Raw genomic sequence first — 19,600 nt, forward strand, 5'->3', positions numbered from 1 at the left:
ATGGTGATTTTAAGAGGTTTATATTCCATTTATGCACTTTTGGTCTTTTTGATCACCTTCATGATCCTATTTCCTGTATTTTGTGTGGCTGCTTGGGTACCGGGCTGGCAAAAATACGGAAGGGTGGTCAATCAATTCTGGGCCAGAATATACTTTATCCTTATCGGAATGCCCATTCAGATTGAAGGAAAAGAACATATCCAGAAGGGGCAGCCTTATATTTTTGTAGCCAACCATTTTTCCTATTTGGACATTCCTTTCATGGGTTTTTTGCCGGGGGATGTGGTTTTTGTCGGCAAAAGCTCCATAGCCAAAATCCCTTTATTTGGTTACTACTTCAAAAAACTCCATATAGCTGTGGACCGCTCATCTCTCAAGAGCAGAGGAGAAGTTTTTATCAAGGCAAAAAAAGCAATCAGTCAAGGCAGCAGCATAGTAATTTTTCCTGAAGGAGGAATTACTACCGGTGAGCCGCCCCATATGAACCGATTCAAAGATGGCGCATTTTCTTTGGCGATAGACAAACAAATACCGTTGATTCCTGTCACCTTATCATTTAATCATTTAATTTTGCCCGATGACGGCAGGCTTTTGCTGAATTTTAAAAAAGGAAAAATAGTCATCCATCCTCCTTTGGTTACGGATGGAATGACATCGAAAGATTTACCCGCATTAAGGGAAAAATGCTATGAAATCATCCAAAACCAACTTTGGAAAGACAATCAGCTTCCCGAATCGGAAAAAACAATTATAAAAAGTGTATGAAAGTAGATTTAAATACCGTTAAAAAAATAGCCCACCTGGCCCGTCTTGAATTTGACGCAGAAGGTGCTGAAAAGATGGTGAAAGACATGACCCAAATTCTGGACTGGGAAGAACAACTCAATGAGATCAATACAGAGGGAGTGGAGCCACTGACCACCATGTCCTCAGAGGTGAATGTTCTCCGGCCGGATGAGTTGGGAGAACACCTTTCCCATGAAAGAGCCCTACAAAATGCCCCACAAAAGGATTCGGATTATTTCAGGGTACCTAAGGTTCTTGAATAATGTCGATACATACCGGCAGACAAGCCGAAAAAATAATTTTCAAAGGCCTTCCCTTTATGCTGAGTATCATAGGAGGCCTTTTGCTCTTAGGCAGTTTCTTTATCTGGGATGATAAAATAATGCCCGTAATTCCGGGGATTTTCTCTGAATCAATCAAAGTTCCCGTCAACTTTTATAGTATTGGATCCGAGATCTTCTCACTGGAAATGGACAATTTTCTAATTTTCCAGAATTTCCAATCACTGCCTCCCTTAATTTTTCCTCAGCTTAGCCTTATCTATGGAGCCATCATTTGGATCTTGTTTATTTTAGGCCTGAGCCTGGTCAGTACACTGAAAAGAATGTACTTTATTGTGGCCACAGGTTTAACGATTTTTCTATTTACATTCAGTGGGATCAATGGCCTCAACATAGGTGGATTATCCAGCAATACGGCACTGATTATTTTGCTCCTCGGCACTGTTCTGCCCCTTGTTTTGATTTCTTTTTTTGCGGTTTCCTGGGGTCTGGTCCAAAGGTTTTTGGTCTTGCTCTTGATTTCTTCCTTGAGCCTTTGGGGTTTGGTGAAAAACTCAGGAATTGAAAACCCCTGGCTTTGGCTTTCCGAAAATGTAACTTTCCCAGCTGCCATAGTCACCGTACTGTTTTTGCTTCACATTGGTCATGCAGTCATTTCAAGTATCACCGTCTTATTGATACGATTGAACAAAGGCACTGGGATCAAAATCATCTGGCACCTCATTGTGATCTTTTTTCTTTATTTCCTTCTATTGGTTTTCACTTTATTACACCTGACCGGAGAAGTCAATATCCCCTTCCCTACGCTCCCCCCTTTGGTGTTGATGCTGATAGCCGGTTTTTTGGGATATGGGGTCTTGAAATTAAAAATCGAACAGACTGACCAGTATTATGACAGGCCATTGATCGGCAAATCTTTTTATTGGTTGGGATTTGCCATCACCGCTTTTACTTGGGCAAAGGCAGATTTCACAGGAAACCAACCTTTGTTTGAATTTTTCAACCATAGCTTCATTTATGGGCAGATAGCTTTGAGTTTATTGTTTTTTCTGTATACCCTGGCCAATTTCTACGAAATTATCAATAGCGGTCGTGACATTGAAAAAGTACTTTTCAAACCCCAGTTCTTTGCTTATTTCCACATGAGGATAGGGGCCATCATGGCGATGGTCATTTTGGTTATATTCGCTGATGGTGTAGTAGGCATGCAATTGTCTTCTTTTAGTACCAATATTTCCGCCGATTATTATTATCAGAGCAATAGGCCTTTGGAAGCTGCGATTCTTTATGAAAACAGCTGGCTACAATACCGCAAAAATTACAAGGCCAAAAATGCAGCTGCCCACCTCCGCTTCCAATTGGGTAATTCCAACGAGGCCATGGAACACTTGTACCAAAACTTTGACTATGTGCCCTCGGTCCAGAGTATCCTGCTGCTCAGCGACAAATTGCACCAACAGGACAAAATTTTTGATGCAATTTTTTACCTGGAGAAAGGTCTGGAAATTTTTCCCGATAACCCCTACCTGCTCAACAACCTCGCACTGCTTTATTCAAAATTGAACCGGCCTACAGATGCATATGCCAGTTTGAACAGCATGAAATCTGAGCTGAATGTTGCCAAATCCAATCTGCTGGGACTAAAAGTCAAACATCAGGCAAGAATAGAGGAAGGACTGGAAATCGTGAAGGACCTACCCTATCAACTGAACTACCTGGCACATGCTAACCGGCAGGGTAATTTCGCTCCGTTCGTTTTGCCAACGCAGGACCTTCCCGAAAATTTTGTACTGAAAACAGCTTTGCTGCGTAACCAATGGAGCAATCAGGTCATCAGTGATTATGAGTCGGACATCCTTTTACTGGACAGCCTGATAGGACAGCAACAAATGAGTTTTGAGGAAAGAAATTACCGCGAAACCAGGATTTTAAGGACATTACAAGACAACCACATCAATGAAACCCTGAAATATCTGAATGGAACCGCGGCTACTTACCCTAATTCAGCCGCCTATTACCATGCCCTTGCGGCAAAGGTCCTGGCAGGTCAATGGGATTTGGGGAAAGCTTCTGTGGATATTTTAGTGGCCTATGAAAAAGGCTTTGAAAACTTTCAACCTGTACATTTGGCCATTCTCTATTTTGGGGGAAAACCTATAGAAGCGATTTCCATTCACCAAAGATTTGAAGTGGATTTTCCGGAATGGATGGAGTGGAATGAATCCGGAAAACTGAAAGAAAGTCCACAGGTGAAATTCTGGACGGCTTTAGGCAGGTTTCACGAACAGCTACCGGAAGATCTTTTGGTTGTTTTGGATCAGCTCGGGTCCGAAACATTACAAGCAGAATGGGCATTGGCTTTGATGCGGCATAAACTGCACGCCTTCGATGCCAATGGCTTCAAAAAAATCAAAGATATTATTTTGAAACAGTCCAATACAGGCTGGACAGAAGCATCCCTGAACCATTGGTTCGATTATGTACATGGAAAACAGGAAAGCTTGGAAGCTTCAATTTCACAAATATTCAGACCTGATTTAGGGTTGGACAGAAATGCTTACTGGACCCCTCTGGTTTGGAAAAAGTTAAGGGAAACCGAGGATGATATGGGAAGGTACGCGCTTCTCCAAGAAGCCATACAATTCAACCGGGATCCCATTCTTTGGATATTGTATGTGAATCAGAGTAGAAAAGTGGGACTTGACAATTATGCAGGTACAGCCCTATCTGAAATGGGACAATGGCTGAGTCCCTCCCAATTGGAAAGGTTACAGATGCAAAACTATTGGTAAAAAGAGACGTTTGTTAGAAGTATATTTTTCCCTTTTTGGTTTTTGGTTTAAATTGAGCAAAAATATTCACCAATGAAAAAAATTATTGAAACGAAGGACATCAAAAAAACTTACCGCATGGGTGCCGAAGAAGTGCAGGCACTGAAATCTGTTTCGATTGAAGTTAACAAAGGTGAATATGTGGCCTTTATGGGGCCTTCCGGTTCAGGAAAATCCACTTTGATGAACATCATCGGTTGTTTGGATACACCCACCAGCGGCATTTATATCCTCAACGGCAAGGATGTCAGCGACATGTCTGAAAATGAACTTGCAGAGATCAGAAATAAAGAAATCGGATTCGTATTCCAGACTTTCAACCTCCTGCCTAGGGCCTCCTGCCTTGAAAATGTGGCCCTACCATTGATCTATGCAGGCTATGGAAAAGCCGAAAGAGAAGAGAAGGCATTTCAGGCCCTAAAAAATGTAGGATTGGGAGACCGTGTTAACCACAAACCCAATGAACTTTCGGGTGGTCAGCGCCAGAGGGTGGCCATCGCACGGGCTTTGGTTAATGATCCAAGTATTATCTTGGCAGATGAACCAACAGGAAATCTTGATTCCAAAACTTCTTACGATATCATGGAGCTTTTTCATGAACTTCATCAAAAAGGAAATACCATCATCATGGTTACCCATGAAGATGACATCGCACACTATGCCCACCGGATTGTAAGGTTGAGAGATGGCTTGGTGGAGTCTGATACCGTCAATCCTAACCCAACCAGAGGGAAGACAGTAGCTGCCATCGGATAGTCTTTCTTAAGATTTTTAAAAATCAATTGTTACTTTTGTAGCGTAGTAAGGGCATAGATCCCTACGAAATTTATTGCACGGGATGAAAATTTACACCAAAACCGGAGACACGGGTAAAACTTCCCTTTTGGGAGGCAGAAGGGTTTCAAAAGCAGACCTGAGGATAGATGCTTATGGTACTGTGGATGAACTGAACAGTTACATAGGCTTGCTAAGGGATCAGGAAATCAATTTAAAGAGGGAAAGTTTGCTCAAAGAAATCCAGGACAGACTTTTTACCATTGGGGCTACTTTGGCTACTGAACCCGGTAAAGAAAACGTAAAGCGTCCGGACCTGCATGAAGAGGACCTCGAACTTCTCGAAAAGGAAATAGATGCCATGGAAGCAAAATTGCCCCCCTTGCGTCACTTTATCCTTCCTGGCGGGCATCAGGTTGTATCTTTTTGCCATATCGCCAGGACTGTTTGCCGCCGTACCGAAAGGTGTGTGATTGACCTCATGGAAGTGGAACATGTAGATGAAATCATTGTAAAATATTTAAACAGGCTTTCCGATTATCTTTTTGTCCTGGGTAGGATGATAGCCCTGGAGTTAGGGGTAGAAGAAGTAACATGGAAGCCAAGAATGTAACCAGATGAAAACAACCTTACAAATCAGCATCAGCAAAACCAAGCAATCCCGCTTACAGGAAACTGATTTCGAAAACCTGGTATTCGGAAAGTCCATCTCCGACCACATGTTCGTGGCAGATTATAAAAACGGGGAATGGACAGACCTTAGGATAGAACCTTATGCACCCTTGATGCTTTATCCTGCGAATTCCACCCTTCACTATGGTCAGGCAATTTTTGAGGGGATGAAAGCCTATAAGAATGAAGCAGGAGAAATCTTGCTTTTCAGGGCAGATGCCAATCAGAAAAGGTTAAATGAATCTGCAGTGAGGATGTGTATCCCGGAAGTTCCTGCCGAAATATTTATGGAAGGACTGATGACTTTGCTGGATCTTGACAGGGACTGGATTCCCAACAAACCGGGTTATTCTCTGTATATCAGGCCCTTTATTTTTGCTACGGATGATTACCTGGGCGTAAGACCATCTGAAACTTACAAATTCATGATTTTCACCTGTCCTGTTGGAAACTATTACTCCAAACCGGTCAGCGTGAAAGTAGAGCAACATTACACAAGAGCAGCAGAAGGAGGAACTGGATTTGCCAAGGCGGCAGGAAATTATGCCGGGTCTTTATATCCTGCACTTTTGGCCCAAAAACAAGGTTATGACCAATTGCTATGGACGGATGCTAAAACCCATGAAAATATTGAGGAAAGCGGAACCATGAATGTCATGTTCATGATCAATGACACTTTGATTACAGCACCAACCCATACAGGAACCATACTAAAAGGTATTACAAGAGATTCGGTAATACAGCTGGCAAAAGAAATGGGATATGTGGTGGAAGAAAGATTCCTTAAAGTTTCTGAATTGGAAGATGCGCTGAAAAATGGCAGTATTCAGGAAGCATTTGGTACAGGAACTGCCGCTACCATTGCCCATATAGCCAAAATCAATATCAAAGGGAAGGATTATGAACTTCCTGAGAAACCTGAATATGCCTTTTCAAACCAGGTTCTCAAAAAACTGGATGATATCAAATACGGAAAAGTTGCGGATAGCAGGGGCTGGATTGTGAAGGTCTGAAGAATGAAGAGTGAAGAGTAAGGAATGAGGAATGGAGTGTCACGTCCTGAAATAGCTTGACAGATTAAGTCAAACTAAAAACAGGAAAAAAATGACAAAAACGGTTCGGGAATTTAACAGGTACAGTATTAGCTTCAAGAAGCAAGTAGTAGAGGAGCTGGAAAATGGAAGTTCCTATTCTTATCTACAAAAGAAGTATGATATTAGAGGAGCGGAGACGATCCAGAGGTGGGTCAGGTCCTTTGGCAGGGATCATTTGTTGAACAAAAGGGTTAGAATAGAGACTATGGATGAGAAGAGAAGACTTAAGGAACTGGAAGAGGAGAACAAGAGGTTAAAACTTGCCTTGGCCGATTCGATAGTTGCCAACAAGATGCTTGAGACGCTGATAGATGTTTCAAATGATGAATACAAGACGGATTTAAAAAAAAACTTTGGCAACGGACTGTTTCAAAAAGGCCTGAAGAAGTGAGCGTTAAGTCCGGTTGTACTTACTTTGGTTACAGTAGGTCAGCATATTATGGTTGGATGGACTCCAAGTTGAAGGAGGAAGCGCAATACGACCTGGTATTGGAGCTTGTCCGGGATTACCGGAGGACGCATCCGATGATGGGCACAAGAAAGCTTCAGGAGTTGATCAGAGAAGATGCGGTGAGGTTGGAGATCAGCATAGGAAGGGACAGGCTCTTTGAGTTGTTGCGTTCTGAAGGCTTGCTGGTCAAGCGCAAGAGGAAGTATGTTGTTACAACGCAGTCATTTATGCGCTACAGTAAATATGAGGATCTGTTCAATGGCAATGTCTGGACCACTGCCCATCAGGCCTGGGTTTCGGACATAACCTATATCCGTGTCGGGGATTCCTTCAGGTACCTGTATCTTATTACCGATGCATACAGCAGGAAGATAGTAGGATGGTATTTGGGGAATACGCTTGAGTCAAAATGTGCTGTAGAAGCCTTAAAAATGGCGATAGAACAATGTCCGTCAACAGAAGGCATTGTTCATCACTCAGATAGGGGCTTTCAGTATTGCAGTAAGATTTATACTGAATTACTGGAAAAGGAAGGTATAAAGTCCAGTATGGGAGAAGCAGGGAATTGCTATGATAATGCAATGGCAGAGCGGGTTAACGGGATTCTGAAGATTGAATATAAACTTGGGGACAGGTTTAAGAATCTCAAAGAAGCGTTTGCAGCAGTAAGGCATGGAGTATGGGCCTACAATGAAAAGAGGCCACATTGTTCATTAAATATGAAGAAGCCGATTGAGGTACATGAGGGACTAACAGTGTTTTCATCTCTCAAACGCAAAAGTAGCCCAAGACAGAGACCTGTCAAGGCTATATAAACGTCGCTTCGCTCCGGCCTTGACAGGTCTCCTTACTTGGGCTCTAGGGCATTTAAGAGGATTGAAAATAAAAGAAAAAACAAAGAAAAAAGTGTCAAGTAAAATCAGGACGTGACAGAGAATGAGAAATGTGGAATGAAAAGCGAGTCGAATGAAAGGCGGATTTCGGAAGGCGGATTTCGAATGTTTGATTTAGAAATTAAAAGCCAATAAAGGGCCGTATAGTTAAAGCCCGGGACGAAGCCCTGGTTAAATTGGGATAAAGGTATACCAGAGGTCTGAAGGACCGACAGAACAGGTGGGATTTTGAAAGGTGGTGGTCGGAAGTGGAAGGAGGGGTTTTTGAAACATTAAAGAGTAAAGGTATTTAAGAAATTTATTCAGGTCTTAGCTGTATTCCAAAAAATTCACTTTACCAGTCCCTTGTCCATACTTTACAAACAGATAATAAAATTTGCAATACAAATCCAGCATCGGAAACATGCAAAAAAAATAAAGAGAAATCCCGCGTTTCAGAACGTGGGATCTTATTTTACGTTTAGTTTGAAAAAGCAACCCAATCCCTATGAATCCAAAGAGCAGCTTAATTTTTATTTTGATTTTTTGTCTCACAGGAATTTGGGAACCTGTATTTGGTCAAAAATTTATCCTGCTTCAAAGAGGGTCCAATCAAAAATCCAGGCTTAAATATGAGATCGGTGAAGAATTCATTTACAAGACCAGGGGATCAGATTTTTTTATCTACGAAAGAATCAAAGATATCACACCAGAGGTCATTGTATTGACCGAAAATTTACTGCTTCCCGAAGATATCGCGGAGGTTTTTATCCTCCATAAAGATCCCCGCAACAGCACCATTGGCAATTTAGGTTACCTCGGCATGGGTGGAGGGCTCATTTTTCTGCTGGGAAGTACGGTAAACAGCCTGTATCAAAACGGGGATCTTTCTGAAGTCAGTAATTCATGGGCTTGGCCTGTAGGCTTATTTGCAGGTGGTTTTTTGCTTTCAAAAATGAAATACAAAAAGTTCCGAAACCAGGGCAAGAATAAGATACAATTGGTAATTCTTTATGGGGATTGAAAAGACTTAGGTTTATAGGATATTTTTTGCGAAATTTGCACCTTAAAATTCAAGAAATTTATGACCGCAGACCAGTTGAAAGACTTGAAAGCCCGTGTTTCGGCTTTGAGGAGGTATCTTTGACTACGATAAAAAGAAAGCTGAAATAGAAGATTTGGAGGCTGTTTCTTCGCAACCGGACTTCTGGAATGATCCGGAAGAGGCTGAAAAAACGATGAAACAGATCCAGGCGAGAAAAAGTTGGACCACTTCCTTTGAAAAGGTGGAAACCATGCTTCAGGACCTGGAGGTACTGTTTGATTTTTACTCTATGGATGAGGTCTCCGAAGAGGAGATGAAATCTGAATATCAAAAAACCCTAAAAGAGGTAGAAGAGCTTGAGCTCAAAAAAATGTTGAGCAGCGAGGAAGATCAGTTATCTGCCATGTTGGAAATCAATCCGGGTGCAGGGGGTACAGAAAGCAACGACTGGGCCTCCATCCTGATGAGGATGTACATCATGTGGGGAGAGAAAAATGGCTACAAGGTAACAGAAGTGGACCTTCAGGAAGGCGAGGTAGCGGGCATCAAATCAGTTACTTTACAATTTGATGGTCCCCTGGCCTATGGCTTCCTTAAATCTGAAACAGGTGTTCACCGCCTGGTAAGGGTTTCACCGTTTGATTCCAACGGAAGAAGACATACTTCATTTGCTTCTGTCTATGTGTATCCGGTAGTAGATGATACCATAGACATTGAAATCAACCCTTCTGATATTGAATTCCACACTTCCCGATCCGGAGGTGCAGGAGGTCAGAACGTCAACAAGGTAGAAACCAAGGTACAGCTGACACACAAGCCTACAGGCATTGTTGTGGTGTGTCAGGTCGAACGCTCCCAATTGGCCAACCGTGAAAGGGCCATGCAGATGCTGAAATCCAGGTTATACCAAATGGAAATGGAGAAAAGGAATGCCGAAAGGGCAAAAATCGAATCCAGCAAGCTGAAAATCGATTTTGGTTCACAGATCAGAAATTACGTTCTCCATCCTTACAAACTTGTGAAAGACGCAAGAACAGGGTATGAAACCTCAGATGTTCAGCATGTACTGGACGGAGGACTCAATGAATTCATCAAAGCTTATCTCCTTGCCCAAAGTGAGGAAGAAGCAAAACAAGACTAATACTTCAAACCTTCCGGAACATATTTTACCGGAAGGTTTTTTCTTTTACCAAGCATCCCTAATTCTTCCCTGATAAAAACATGAAAATTCTACCTCCCTTTTTCACCTGGAATTTCTTCATGCTTTGCCTAAGCTCATTTTTATTTTTTGCCAGTTTCAATATGATCATTCCTGAACTGCCTGCTTATCTTACGTCTTTGGGAGGGGAAGATTACAAGGGACTCATCATTTCCCTCTTTACTTTGACGGCAGGCCTTTCCAGGCCATTTAGTGGGAAACTTGCGGATAAAATTGGCAGGATACCCGTCATGGTGTTTGGTGCGGGGATCTGCTTTGCAGTCAGTTTGATGTATCCTGTCATTACCTCCGTAGCAGGATTTCTGCTGCTGAGGTTTGTCCATGGCTTCTCAACAGGATTTACACCCACAGGGGTATCAGCCTATGTCGCCGATATTGTGCCTTTCAACAGAAGAGGAGAAGCCATGGGTTTACAATCACTTTTTGGCTCGTTGGGAATGGCTGCAGGTCCGGCCTTGGGAGGCTACATCGGACAAATCTGGGGAATTGAACCCCTATTTTATGCTTCCGCTTTTACAGCCATTCTTTCCATACTTGTTATTATCCGCCTGAAGGAGACCATGCAGGATCCTGAAAAAATGAGCAGGAAACACCTGAGGCTACACAGGCATGAAATCATCGAAAAAAGGGTAATTCAACCCTCTTTGGTTTTGTTTTTAACAGTGTTTTCATTTGGAACAGTGTTAACAATAATCCCAGATTACTCTGAATATCTGGGTATTAAGAATAAAGGATTGTTTTTTGCAGTTTTTACACTTTCATCACTGGGCATAAGGATCATTGCAGGCAAAACTTCTGACAAATACGGAAGGATTCCGGTAATGAAAGTTGCCACACTTTCTATGGCAGTTGCGATGATACTGATTGCTTTTGCCCAAAGCAAAGCCATGTTGATGTTGGGCGGGGTAATTTTCGGCTGCTCTGTCGGGATGAACTCACCTACGATTTCAGCTTGGACCATAGATTTGTCATTGGATGCCTTTAGGGGACGGGCCCTGGCAACCATGTATATTGCTTTGGAAGCGGGCATTGGCATAGGTGCTTTGGTCTCAGGATGGGTATTTGCCAATAAAGCAGAAAATTTCCCTTTGGTCTTTTCGCTTGGCGCCGTCACTGCCGTGATTGCTTTTTTCTATTTATTTATGCTTCCCAAGGAGCAAAGGTTTTTGGTGCCGGAGGATAAGTAATGATGGAGGGTTCAAAAGGATAAGGGAAAAGGTTGAAAGCTTAAGGGTTAAAGGGTTAAAGTTGTCATACGCTTGCAGCGCGTGAAAGGCCCCTTGTTTTTCAACGCATCATTCAAAATCCAAGAACAAATTGGGTTGAAAGTCAAAAAAAGTCCAGAGTTTTTAAACCCTGGACAATTATTATCTGTTTTTTAAATGTGGCTGTGGCCTTGGAATCGGCATGATTTCCTTTTGACGGCCGTTCAGGTAGGTAACTTTTTGACCATCAAAGAAAGCACCTTCTTCCAACATCACCCTGAAGTCTTTGTTCCATTCTTTCAAAAAAACAACGGCATTCAACTCAATTGCATACAAAGTATTGGGATAGAGCGGATAATCACCCGCTCCTGGTGTATCACCCTGATTGTCCCACATCCCAATGGTCGGTCCTGAAGCATGTCCATGGGTACCCAGTGGATGGGAGTATATACTGCCTCGGATACCTTCTCTCTCCATTTGCTTCCTAGTTTCACGTAGGATTTCATTGCCTGTCCTTCCAGAAACAAAGTTTGAAGTCAGGATATCCTGTAACCTGTTACCTACTTTGAAAGCATCTTTGAGGTATTGGGGCACATCATCTTCACCGGGTTTCAATACATAAGCCAATTGCTGGGTATCTGTGTTGAGTCTCAGGTAAGTAATTCCAAAATCAATATGCAGCATATCTCCGGGCATGATCACATCGGCTTCTGCTTTAACCGCAAAGTTCCTTTCACTCTCCTTATTGGATGGGTCAGCCCTTTGGATATCAACCGAAGGATGGAACCAAGTATCCAGTTTCAATTCCTTGATCCTTTCCCTGTACCACCATTGCACATCTTCCGTAGTCGTCACTCCAGGAGTAATGACTTTTTCTGAAAGGCCATCGGCAATGATATCATTGGCAATCGCCTGAATATGTCTGTAGGTGGCCATTTCAGATGCCGTTCGGGTTTCTAACCAACCTACGGCTAAGTTTTGGGCAGAGACAACTTTACCTCGAAAATTTTCAGGAAGGTATTCCATCAAAGTATTGTATTCAGTCAGATTGATCCCGTCGGCATGGCCATAGTCTTTGGACATATTGATCCCGATCTTAGTGGGATTGCGCTCCACGATAAGTTCTGTCAATCGCTTCCATTGGTCAGGTTGGGTCTCTGGCTCCCAGGCCTTTTTGAAAGATTTACCTACATCATACCGTGCAACAGCTAAAGCTTCAACTTTGGAAGCACCTGGGGCTTTGTAGATAAGCAACATGGTCCTTCTTCTCGCTGCATGCCAGGTGGCAGGCAAAAAAGTCCTGATGACAGGATCTTCATTGTACTCTCTGGAAATAATGATCCACATATCAATTCCGGCCCTGTCCATCAGCGAGGGCAGTAATGTCTCTATCCTCTCCTCAAGCCATTGGTCAATGACAGCGGCCTGTTCTCTTTGAGATAAAATGTGGAACTTTTGGGAAAAAGCTAAAGGTGCGCTCATCAGCATGACCAAGATGAGGGTAATGAATCGTTTGAAATGCATAGAGTCAGTTGTTAAAACAAGTGTTGGAAAATAGAAAAGAAATAGAACAATAAAAAGCAAAACTATATGAGTGATACCTGCTTCTTATTTTGGTGAAGTAATCGGGCACTCAATGAATGGAACCTGTATAGCAACATCACTCCTGTGACAGTCAAACCGATCAAAAGCCCATACCAAATCCCCACTTCTTTCAGGTTGAAAATAAATCCAAAAACGTAACCTAAAGGAAGACCTATGACCCAGTAAGCCACAAGCGTGACAATAGTGGGAATTCGTACATCGGCCATTCCCCTCAAAGCGCCCAAGCCTACTACTTGTACCCCATCTGACAATTGAAATAATCCGGCAATAATCAATAAAGTTGCACTCATTTGGATTACCTCAACATCACTGATGTAAAGGGAAGGTAAAAACTCTCTAAAGAGTATAAAGATCATGGCGCTCACACTCATAAATATGGCTACCATAACAAAAGCGGTAAAACCTGCTTCTCTCAAGGTTTTGACATCATTTTTTCCAAGTTGGTTGCCTACCCGGATCATTGCAGCAGTGGAAAGCCCTGAGGCCATCATGTAGCTGATGGAAGCCAAATTGATGGCAATCTGATGGGCCGCAAGAGCTGTCACCCCTATCCACCCCATCATGATAGCGGCTGAGCTGAAAGCCCCTACCTCAAAAATAAACTGAAAACCTGTCGGAACACCAATTCTTAGCATTTTTGAAACCATAGGGAAGCTCAGCTTCTTCAGTTTAAAGCTCAAATTATAGGGCAGGTATCTCTTTGATTTGAAAACATAATACCCCATAAACAATCCCATCAAAACTCTGGAAATCAAAGTAGCCCAGCCAGCACCGTTCAACCCCATTTCAGGGAAACCAAGGTTTCCATATATCAGAACCCAGTTCAGAAATACATTGACCGCATTACAGATCAAGGTAATGTACATGGCCTGCTTGGTTTGGGAAAGCCCTTCGGCAAATTGTTTAAATGTCTGGAAAATCATAAAAGGCAATAAGGAAAAAGTAATGATCGCCAAGTAAGGAATCGCCAGGATGACCACCTCTTCGGGCTGATTGAGATGATAAAGCATGGGCGAAGCCAGGATAATCAACAAAAACAGCATAAAACCTGAAGCCAGGTTAATACTTAGACCATGATTAAAGAGTCTTGAAATTCTTTTGGGATTGTTCTTTCCATCTGCCATCGCCACTAAAGGTGTAATGGACATGGAGACCCCTATGCCAAACATCAGCACAACGAAAAAGATACTGTTGGCCAAAGAAGCAGCAGCAAGAGGTTCAGCACCCAAACGTCCCACCATCATACTATCGGCCACACCTACTAAAACCTGGCCCAACTGGCTTAGCATTACTGGAAAAGCCAAATTAAAAGTTTTTGAAAAATTATCTTTAAAGTTTCCGATCATGGCAATTGGCTGGTATCAAATCCCTTTTAGTCGGGCTACTTTGAGTAATCCGGCTATGCTGATTGCGTCAGTAATTTCTCCTTTCATTACTTTCTCCACAGCTTCATGCAAAGGTAATCTGATTATCTTTAAAACCTCCGTTTCATCGAAATCTGTTTCTCCTTGGGTCAAATCTTCGGCAAGGAAAACAAAACCCTCTTCATCAGTAACCGAATTGGAAGTATGAATGCGCATGACATTGGTCCATTGGTTAGCAGAAAGACCGGTTTCTTCCTTAAGCTCCCTTTTGGCCGATTCTAAGATATCCTTTCCGACCGGACCTCCCCCCATGGGGATTTCCCAAGAGTATTCATCCAGAGGATACCGATATTGCCCAACCAGCCAGGTGTAACCCTCATCATCCAAAGGTACAATACCCAAAGCCTTATTTTTAAAAGAGACCTTACCATAAACCCCATCCTTACCTGAGGGATTGATGACCTGATGCTCCTCGAGCACTATCCAGGGATTTTCAAACACTATCTTTTTGCTTTTGGTTTTCCAGGGATTATTTTCCATAGCACAAAAAAAGGGTGACCATAAGCCACCCTTCCTATAAAATTTCAAACTTAATTACGCAGGGATAGGCAAAACTTTGCTGTCCTTAAAGGTAGAAAGAATTACCATAGATTGCATAGAGTCAACCTCCTTGATTTCACTTACTTTTTCAAGCATCAATTTCTGATAGGCTGTGATGTCTTTAGCAATGATTTTAAGAATAAAATCACCGGTACCTGTAATGTGGTGACACTCTATCACTTCAGGAATCTGGTTGATTTCCTTCATGAAAGCATCAATATTGCCTTTGTTGTGGCCAATCAAGCTAACCAACACAAAAGTGCTCACACCCAAACCGATTTTTTCCGGATCCAATTTCGCATGGTAACTCTTGATGATGCCAGACTGCTCCAATTTTTTAACACGCTCCAAAGTCGGTGCAGGAGACAATCCTATGTCTTTGGAAAGTTGAGCGTTAGTGATTTTAGCATTAGCCTGCAGAATTTCAAGAATCTTGCGATCTATCTTGTCGAATTTCACTTTTATGCTGTTATCCATCTTTAGTGTTTTTTCAAAATTTTATGCGGTACAAATGTAATATATTTTGATATTATTTTAAAGCAATTGCAAACAAAAAACGAGCCTAATTTCGAAATATTGTTATAGCAATACAGGTAATTTCTAATTTTTACTTTGAAATATTCCCGCAGCATCGGAAAATTTCAAATTATCTCCTGATTTTTATCCCATCTAACGAAGTAATCAAATTAAAGTTTATTCTTTTTTATATAATCTCTCGCTTCCTTGTGAGCAGGATGTTTTCTTTTAGCGTATTTTTTGACTTTGTTGAAATATTCTTTTGCCTGGGCCTTATTTTTGTCCTCATTGGCCATTTTGCCCAAAGCAATCAGGGAATAGAGATAATAACCACTCTCCTGGCTTTCAGATTCCTCCCCATAGGAAAGCGTTTGCAGGTAATATTTTTTTGCATTGGCCCTGTCATTGACCCTGTCGTAATACTGCGCTAGGTAAAAAGCTGCATACCTCCCGCTGTTGGCTTCATATCCGGTCCATTTTTCATCAATTCTCCTCAAAATCTCTTCTGATTGCTCTTTAGATTCTGTAATCCTGCCGACTGTATACAAATGCCTGGCATAAGACCTGTGGAAATAAGGGTTATTGGGAAACTTGGTATGAAGATATTCCGTTATTGCCAAAGCCTTGTAGGGCTGTTTTTCTTCAGAAGCATATAAGCGGAAAAGAAAATATTGAGCCTCCACCCTTGCATAAAATGCATTCTGCGCCACATCTTCCAGTTGTTTTAGCCCTAATGCCTTGTCTCCTTTAGGAAAGAGGGCTACCACCGGCTTCAAGATGGGGTAATTTTCAGGAATCCACACTGAAAAATAATTGAACAAAGCATCCCCTAAGAGCAATTCCGGGTTGAGCTCTTCCTCACCTTTACTCATATTCAAGTATTTGAGGGCATTTTTACCGGCAAAAGTAGCCTTGGTCCAGCTTTTTCGCTCACTCAGTAACCTTCCCTGAAAACCATAGGCTCCGGCCAGGAAAAACGCTGCTTCTTTGTTTCCGGGATCTTTATCAAGCATTTTCTTGGCTTTTTCTATCACTACATCCATCTGCTTGATAAAAAGGTCATCATATCGTTTATTTTCTACATCTGGAGCTATTTTCCACCAGGTACTCAATCCCATTAAAAAATAAGGCAAAGGATGATCAGGATACTGGTATTGCATCACCTTGAATCCCCTCTCTGCTTTCTCAAACTCAAAATTGTAAAGGGCATTGACATTTTCTGTAATCCTGAACTGCAATCCTTTATCCAATAGCAAATAAGGCGACTCATTTTCACCAATTTTATCCAATGGTGAATTGGCCCCCTGCTCCGCAGACTGAAAAGCAAAGCTATCCGATGCCATACCTCCTTGCAAAAGCCAGAAGAAAAAAATCAGCACCGATATTCCGTTTTTTATTTTCAATTGCATACTTGTTCTAAATCTTCCCCAAAATTATGGGCTAATCCAAATAATCGTTTAGATTTGGTATAAATTATTTCTTTTTTATGCCGCACCAAACAACCACACTCTCAGAACGTATAGAATCGATTTTAGATTTCGATAAAAGAATATTTTTTTTCATTCTGGTGTTATTTTTTGTTGTAATCCGGTACATCACCAATGACCTTATCTTACAATCCATTCCCGGCTATGAAAAACTAGAGGAGGAAGGCTCCTTTCTTATCTTTCATGTTTTCAACACCCTGAATTACCTGTGGACACCTTTTGCTCTACTCTGGAAGTTTACCCTAACTTCATTTTTAATCTGGACAGGAGCATTTGCATTCGGTTATAAAATATCATTCAAGAAGCTATGGCAATTTGTCATGGTAGCAGAAGTTATTTTCATTTTACCTGAATTATTCAAAATGATCTATTTCATCCAGCCCCATGAGAGCGTAAGTTTTCAGGAAATAAAAGACTATTACCCATTGTCACTGTTCACTTTGATCGACGGCCCCTCTTTCGATACCAGATTCCATTACCCGCTCCGGGCTATCAATCTTTTTGAACTGATTTACATCTACCTCTTGACCCTGGGATTCCAACACCTAAGCAATAGAAGTTTCAGCACTTCATTTATTGTCATCCTATTCAGTTACGTCCTGTTTTTCCTGTTATGGCTGGTTTTTTATATCCTGGTATATAAATAAGTCCATTCCCCAAAAAAATTGCTCCCTTGATTTTTTTGATTGGTATATTTAACAGAAAAGCAAATGCTATGATGAATACATACCGATCCATTTTCCTAATCTGGGCTTTTTTTGTGACCCTGTTTCAAGCCAAGGCACAGGAGCCCGGATATGTAGAAACCCATTATGAAAAAGTGGAATACCAAATCCCAATGAGGGATGGGGTCAAACTGCATACGGTGGTATATACCCCCAAAGACAAAACAAAGAAATATCCTTTTGTCATGCAGCGCACTCCTTACAGTTCAGGCCCTTATGGAAAAGGGGAAATGAAAACCCTTTTGGGCCCATCAGAAAAAATGATGAAAGATGGATACATTTTCGTGTATCAGGATGTAAGAGGAAGATGGATGTCGGAAGGTAAATATGACAATATGCGGCCAACTGTTCCCCACAGAAAAAAGGGAAGCAAAGAAATCGATGAAAGCACTGACACCTATGACACCATAGAATGGCTTTTGAAAAACATTCAAAACCACAATGGGAAATTTGGGCAATGGGGTATCTCCTACCCTGGTTTTTATGCGGCAGCAGCCCTCCCTTTTGCCCATCCGGCACTTAAGGCTGTTTCTCCTCAGGCGCCTATCGGAGATTTTTATTTTGATGATTTCCATCACAACGGCGCATATTTTCTGAGTTATTGGGTAGCCACAGCTGTATTTGGCTATCAACATAATGGACCGACCGATAAACCCTGGTACACCATGGTAAATACCGGAACAAAGGATGCCTACCAGTTTTTTATGGACATGGGTTCCCTAAAAAATGCTGACAAATACTATGGAGAAGACAATTTCTTTTGGACCCAATTGAAAGAAAACCCAGATTACAATGAATTCTGGCAAAAAAGAAGCATTATTCCGCATCTGAAAGATGTCAAACCCGCGGTAATGACTGTAGGGGGATGGTTTGATGCAGAAGATCTCTATGGCCCATTGACCATTTACAAAACCATCGAAAAGAACAATCCCAACACCTACAACACCCTGGTCATGGGCCCTTGGTCCCACGGGGACTGGGCAAGGGAAAGGGGATATCAGCAGGTTTCCAACATCTATTTTGGGGATTCTATCTCTACCTGGTACCAAAAAAATGTAGAGGCTGTATTTTTTGAGCACTTCCTCAAAGGACCTGCTGATGGAAAAACCAATTTGCCGGAGGCTTACATCTTTGATACAGGAAAAAATGAATGGAGAACCTTTGATACCTGGCCTCCAAAAGAAGCGGTCAATACCGTCTATTACCCCCATGCTAATGGCAAATTGTCTACACAGACTCCACGAGGAAATGAAGTGTCCACTTTTATTTCAGATCCTGCAAAACCCGTACCTTACAGCCCTGATATCAAATTTAACTTTACTCCAAGAAAATACATGGCCGATGACCAGCGCTTTGCTGCAAGAAGACCGGATGTATTGGTTTTTGAAACCGATGTCTTGGAAGAAGATTTGACACTTGCAGGAGAAATTATGGCCAAGCTGATGGTTTCCACTTCGGAAACCGATGCGGATTGGATTGTTAAACTGGTGGATGTCTTCCCAGCTGATACACCGGACCATGAGCGTGTCCAGGAAGGAACCCATCTGAGCAATTACCACATGATGGTACGGTCTGAAGTCATCAGGGGAAGATACAGGGAAAGTTTCTCCGAGCCGAAACCATTTGTACCCAATCAAATCACTGAAGTGCCTTTACAGTTACAGGATGTCATGCACACCTTTAAAAAAGGACATAAAATCCAGATTCAAATACAAAGCACCTGGTTCCCTTTAATAGACAGAAATCCCCAGAAATATGTAGAAAATATTTTCAAGGCAGATGATGCTGATTTCATTAAGGCAACCCACAAAGTTTATCATGATGCTGAAAACCCAACAGCCATCCATGTTCAGATATTGAAATAAACATTTAAAATAGTTAATGGGGTAAGGGGAGAGTTTTTTCCCCTTTTCTAACCTTCTTCTACACCAATCAAAAAAATTTCCCTCCCGATACATAGAACCTGGAATTTAGTCATAGGCACATAGTTCTTGGTTTTTTTTACTTTTACCTTGGATCTTATTCCCAACTTATAACCTGGCCTCCCCGATTGCCTTGCTCGCGGAAAAGGAT

General features: G+C 41.9%; 18 protein-coding genes. 13 read left to right on the forward strand and 5 right to left on the reverse strand.

Annotation, left to right across the window (positions count from 1 at the left end; translation table 11 throughout):
- The 11 genes from BC751_RS20215 to BC751_RS20265 all read left to right on the forward strand — a co-directional run bounded on the left by BC751_RS20215 (position 1) and on the right by BC751_RS20265 (position 11,212).
- The gene (locus BC751_RS20215) at positions 1-765 is read left to right on the forward strand and encodes a lysophospholipid acyltransferase family protein (protein ID WP_130277181.1); all 765 of its coding nucleotides are present in this window, start codon (positions 1-3) and stop codon (positions 763-765) included.
- A complete protein-coding gene (gene gatC, locus BC751_RS20220) occupies positions 762-1,049 on the forward strand; it encodes an Asp-tRNA(Asn)/Glu-tRNA(Gln) amidotransferase subunit GatC (RefSeq protein ID WP_130277182.1) in 288 nt (95 codons plus the stop codon). Before BC751_RS20215 ends, gatC begins: the two co-directional genes overlap by 4 nt.
- Positions 1,049-3,859, forward strand: a complete 2,811-nt coding sequence (locus BC751_RS20225; RefSeq protein WP_130277183.1) for a tetratricopeptide repeat protein — start codon at positions 1,049-1,051, stop codon at positions 3,857-3,859. Before gatC ends, BC751_RS20225 begins: the two co-directional genes overlap by 1 nt.
- Positions 3,860-3,931: 72 nt before the next feature.
- Positions 3,932-4,654, forward strand: coding sequence for an ABC transporter ATP-binding protein (locus BC751_RS20230; protein WP_130277184.1), 723 nt, complete (start codon positions 3,932-3,934; stop codon positions 4,652-4,654).
- Positions 4,655-4,736: 82 nt separating this feature from the next.
- Complete coding sequence (locus tag BC751_RS20235) at positions 4,737-5,285, forward strand: cob(I)yrinic acid a,c-diamide adenosyltransferase (RefSeq protein ID WP_130277185.1); 549 nt, start codon at positions 4,737-4,739, stop codon at positions 5,283-5,285.
- 4 nt (positions 5,286-5,289) lie between these two features.
- Positions 5,290-6,357 (forward strand): branched-chain amino acid aminotransferase, encoded by a 1,068-nt coding sequence (locus BC751_RS20240; RefSeq protein WP_130277186.1) that lies wholly within the window; start codon positions 5,290-5,292, stop codon positions 6,355-6,357.
- Positions 6,358-6,448: 91 nt separating this feature from the next.
- Positions 6,449-6,829: a transposase gene (locus tag BC751_RS20245; protein WP_130275476.1), complete on the forward strand. Its 381-nt coding sequence runs from the start codon at positions 6,449-6,451 to the stop codon at positions 6,827-6,829.
- Positions 6,826-7,704 (forward strand): IS3 family transposase, encoded by an 879-nt coding sequence (locus BC751_RS20250; protein WP_165389788.1) that lies wholly within the window; start codon positions 6,826-6,828, stop codon positions 7,702-7,704. The genes BC751_RS20245 and BC751_RS20250 overlap by 4 nt, the downstream gene beginning before the upstream one ends.
- Positions 7,705-8,269: 565 nt before the next feature.
- Positions 8,270-8,785, forward strand: coding sequence for a hypothetical protein (locus BC751_RS20255; protein ID WP_130277187.1), 516 nt, complete (start codon positions 8,270-8,272; stop codon positions 8,783-8,785).
- A 60-nt stretch (positions 8,786-8,845) separates the two neighbouring features.
- Positions 8,846-9,947 (forward strand): peptide chain release factor 2 gene (gene prfB, locus BC751_RS20260; protein ID WP_130277188.1). Its coding sequence is split into 2 segments (ribosomal slippage): positions 8,846-8,905 and positions 8,907-9,947, totalling 1,101 coding nucleotides; the frame shifts between segments, so codons are not numbered across the junction.
- Between the two features lie 80 nt (positions 9,948-10,027).
- The gene (locus BC751_RS20265; RefSeq protein WP_130277189.1) at positions 10,028-11,212 is read left to right on the forward strand and encodes an MFS transporter; all 1,185 of its coding nucleotides are present in this window, start codon (positions 10,028-10,030) and stop codon (positions 11,210-11,212) included.
- Positions 11,213-11,392: 180 nt separating this feature from the next.
- Here the strand turns inward: BC751_RS20265 and BC751_RS20270 are convergent, their stop codons facing one another.
- From BC751_RS20270 to BC751_RS20290, 5 genes are all read right to left on the reverse strand, one after another.
- Complete coding sequence (locus tag BC751_RS20270; protein WP_242617592.1) at positions 11,393-12,718, reverse strand: M24 family metallopeptidase; 1,326 nt, start codon at positions 12,716-12,718, stop codon at positions 11,393-11,395.
- Positions 12,719-12,816: 98 nt separating this feature from the next.
- A complete protein-coding gene (locus tag BC751_RS20275) occupies positions 12,817-14,181 on the reverse strand; it encodes an MATE family efflux transporter (protein ID WP_130277191.1) in 1,365 nt (454 codons plus the stop codon).
- Positions 14,182-14,196: 15 nt separating this feature from the next.
- Positions 14,197-14,739 carry an NUDIX domain-containing protein gene (locus BC751_RS20280; protein WP_130277192.1) on the reverse strand — a complete coding sequence of 181 codons (543 nt, stop codon included), beginning with the start codon at positions 14,737-14,739 and terminating at the stop codon, positions 14,197-14,199.
- A 54-nt stretch (positions 14,740-14,793) separates the two neighbouring features.
- Positions 14,794-15,276, reverse strand: a complete 483-nt coding sequence (locus BC751_RS20285) for an Lrp/AsnC family transcriptional regulator (protein WP_130277193.1) — start codon at positions 15,274-15,276, stop codon at positions 14,794-14,796.
- Between the two features lie 209 nt (positions 15,277-15,485).
- Positions 15,486-16,658, reverse strand: a complete 1,173-nt coding sequence (locus BC751_RS20290) for a tol-pal system protein YbgF (protein WP_242617593.1) — start codon at positions 16,656-16,658, stop codon at positions 15,486-15,488.
- Positions 16,659-16,801: 143 nt separating this feature from the next.
- Between BC751_RS20290 and BC751_RS20295 the strand changes: the two genes are divergently transcribed.
- The gene (locus BC751_RS20295) at positions 16,802-17,449 is read left to right on the forward strand and encodes a sulfate ABC transporter permease (RefSeq protein ID WP_130277195.1); all 648 of its coding nucleotides are present in this window, start codon (positions 16,802-16,804) and stop codon (positions 17,447-17,449) included.
- A gap of 68 nt (positions 17,450-17,517) precedes the next feature.
- Positions 17,518-19,392 carry a CocE/NonD family hydrolase gene (locus BC751_RS20300; protein WP_207226926.1) on the forward strand — a complete coding sequence of 625 codons (1,875 nt, stop codon included), beginning with the start codon at positions 17,518-17,520 and terminating at the stop codon, positions 19,390-19,392.
- Positions 19,393-19,600: the final 208 nt, after the last annotated feature.

The sequence above is a fragment of the Cecembia calidifontis genome, from assembly GCF_004216715.1.
GTDB classification, from domain to species: Bacteria; Bacteroidota; Bacteroidia; order Cytophagales; family Cyclobacteriaceae; genus Cecembia_A; species Cecembia_A calidifontis.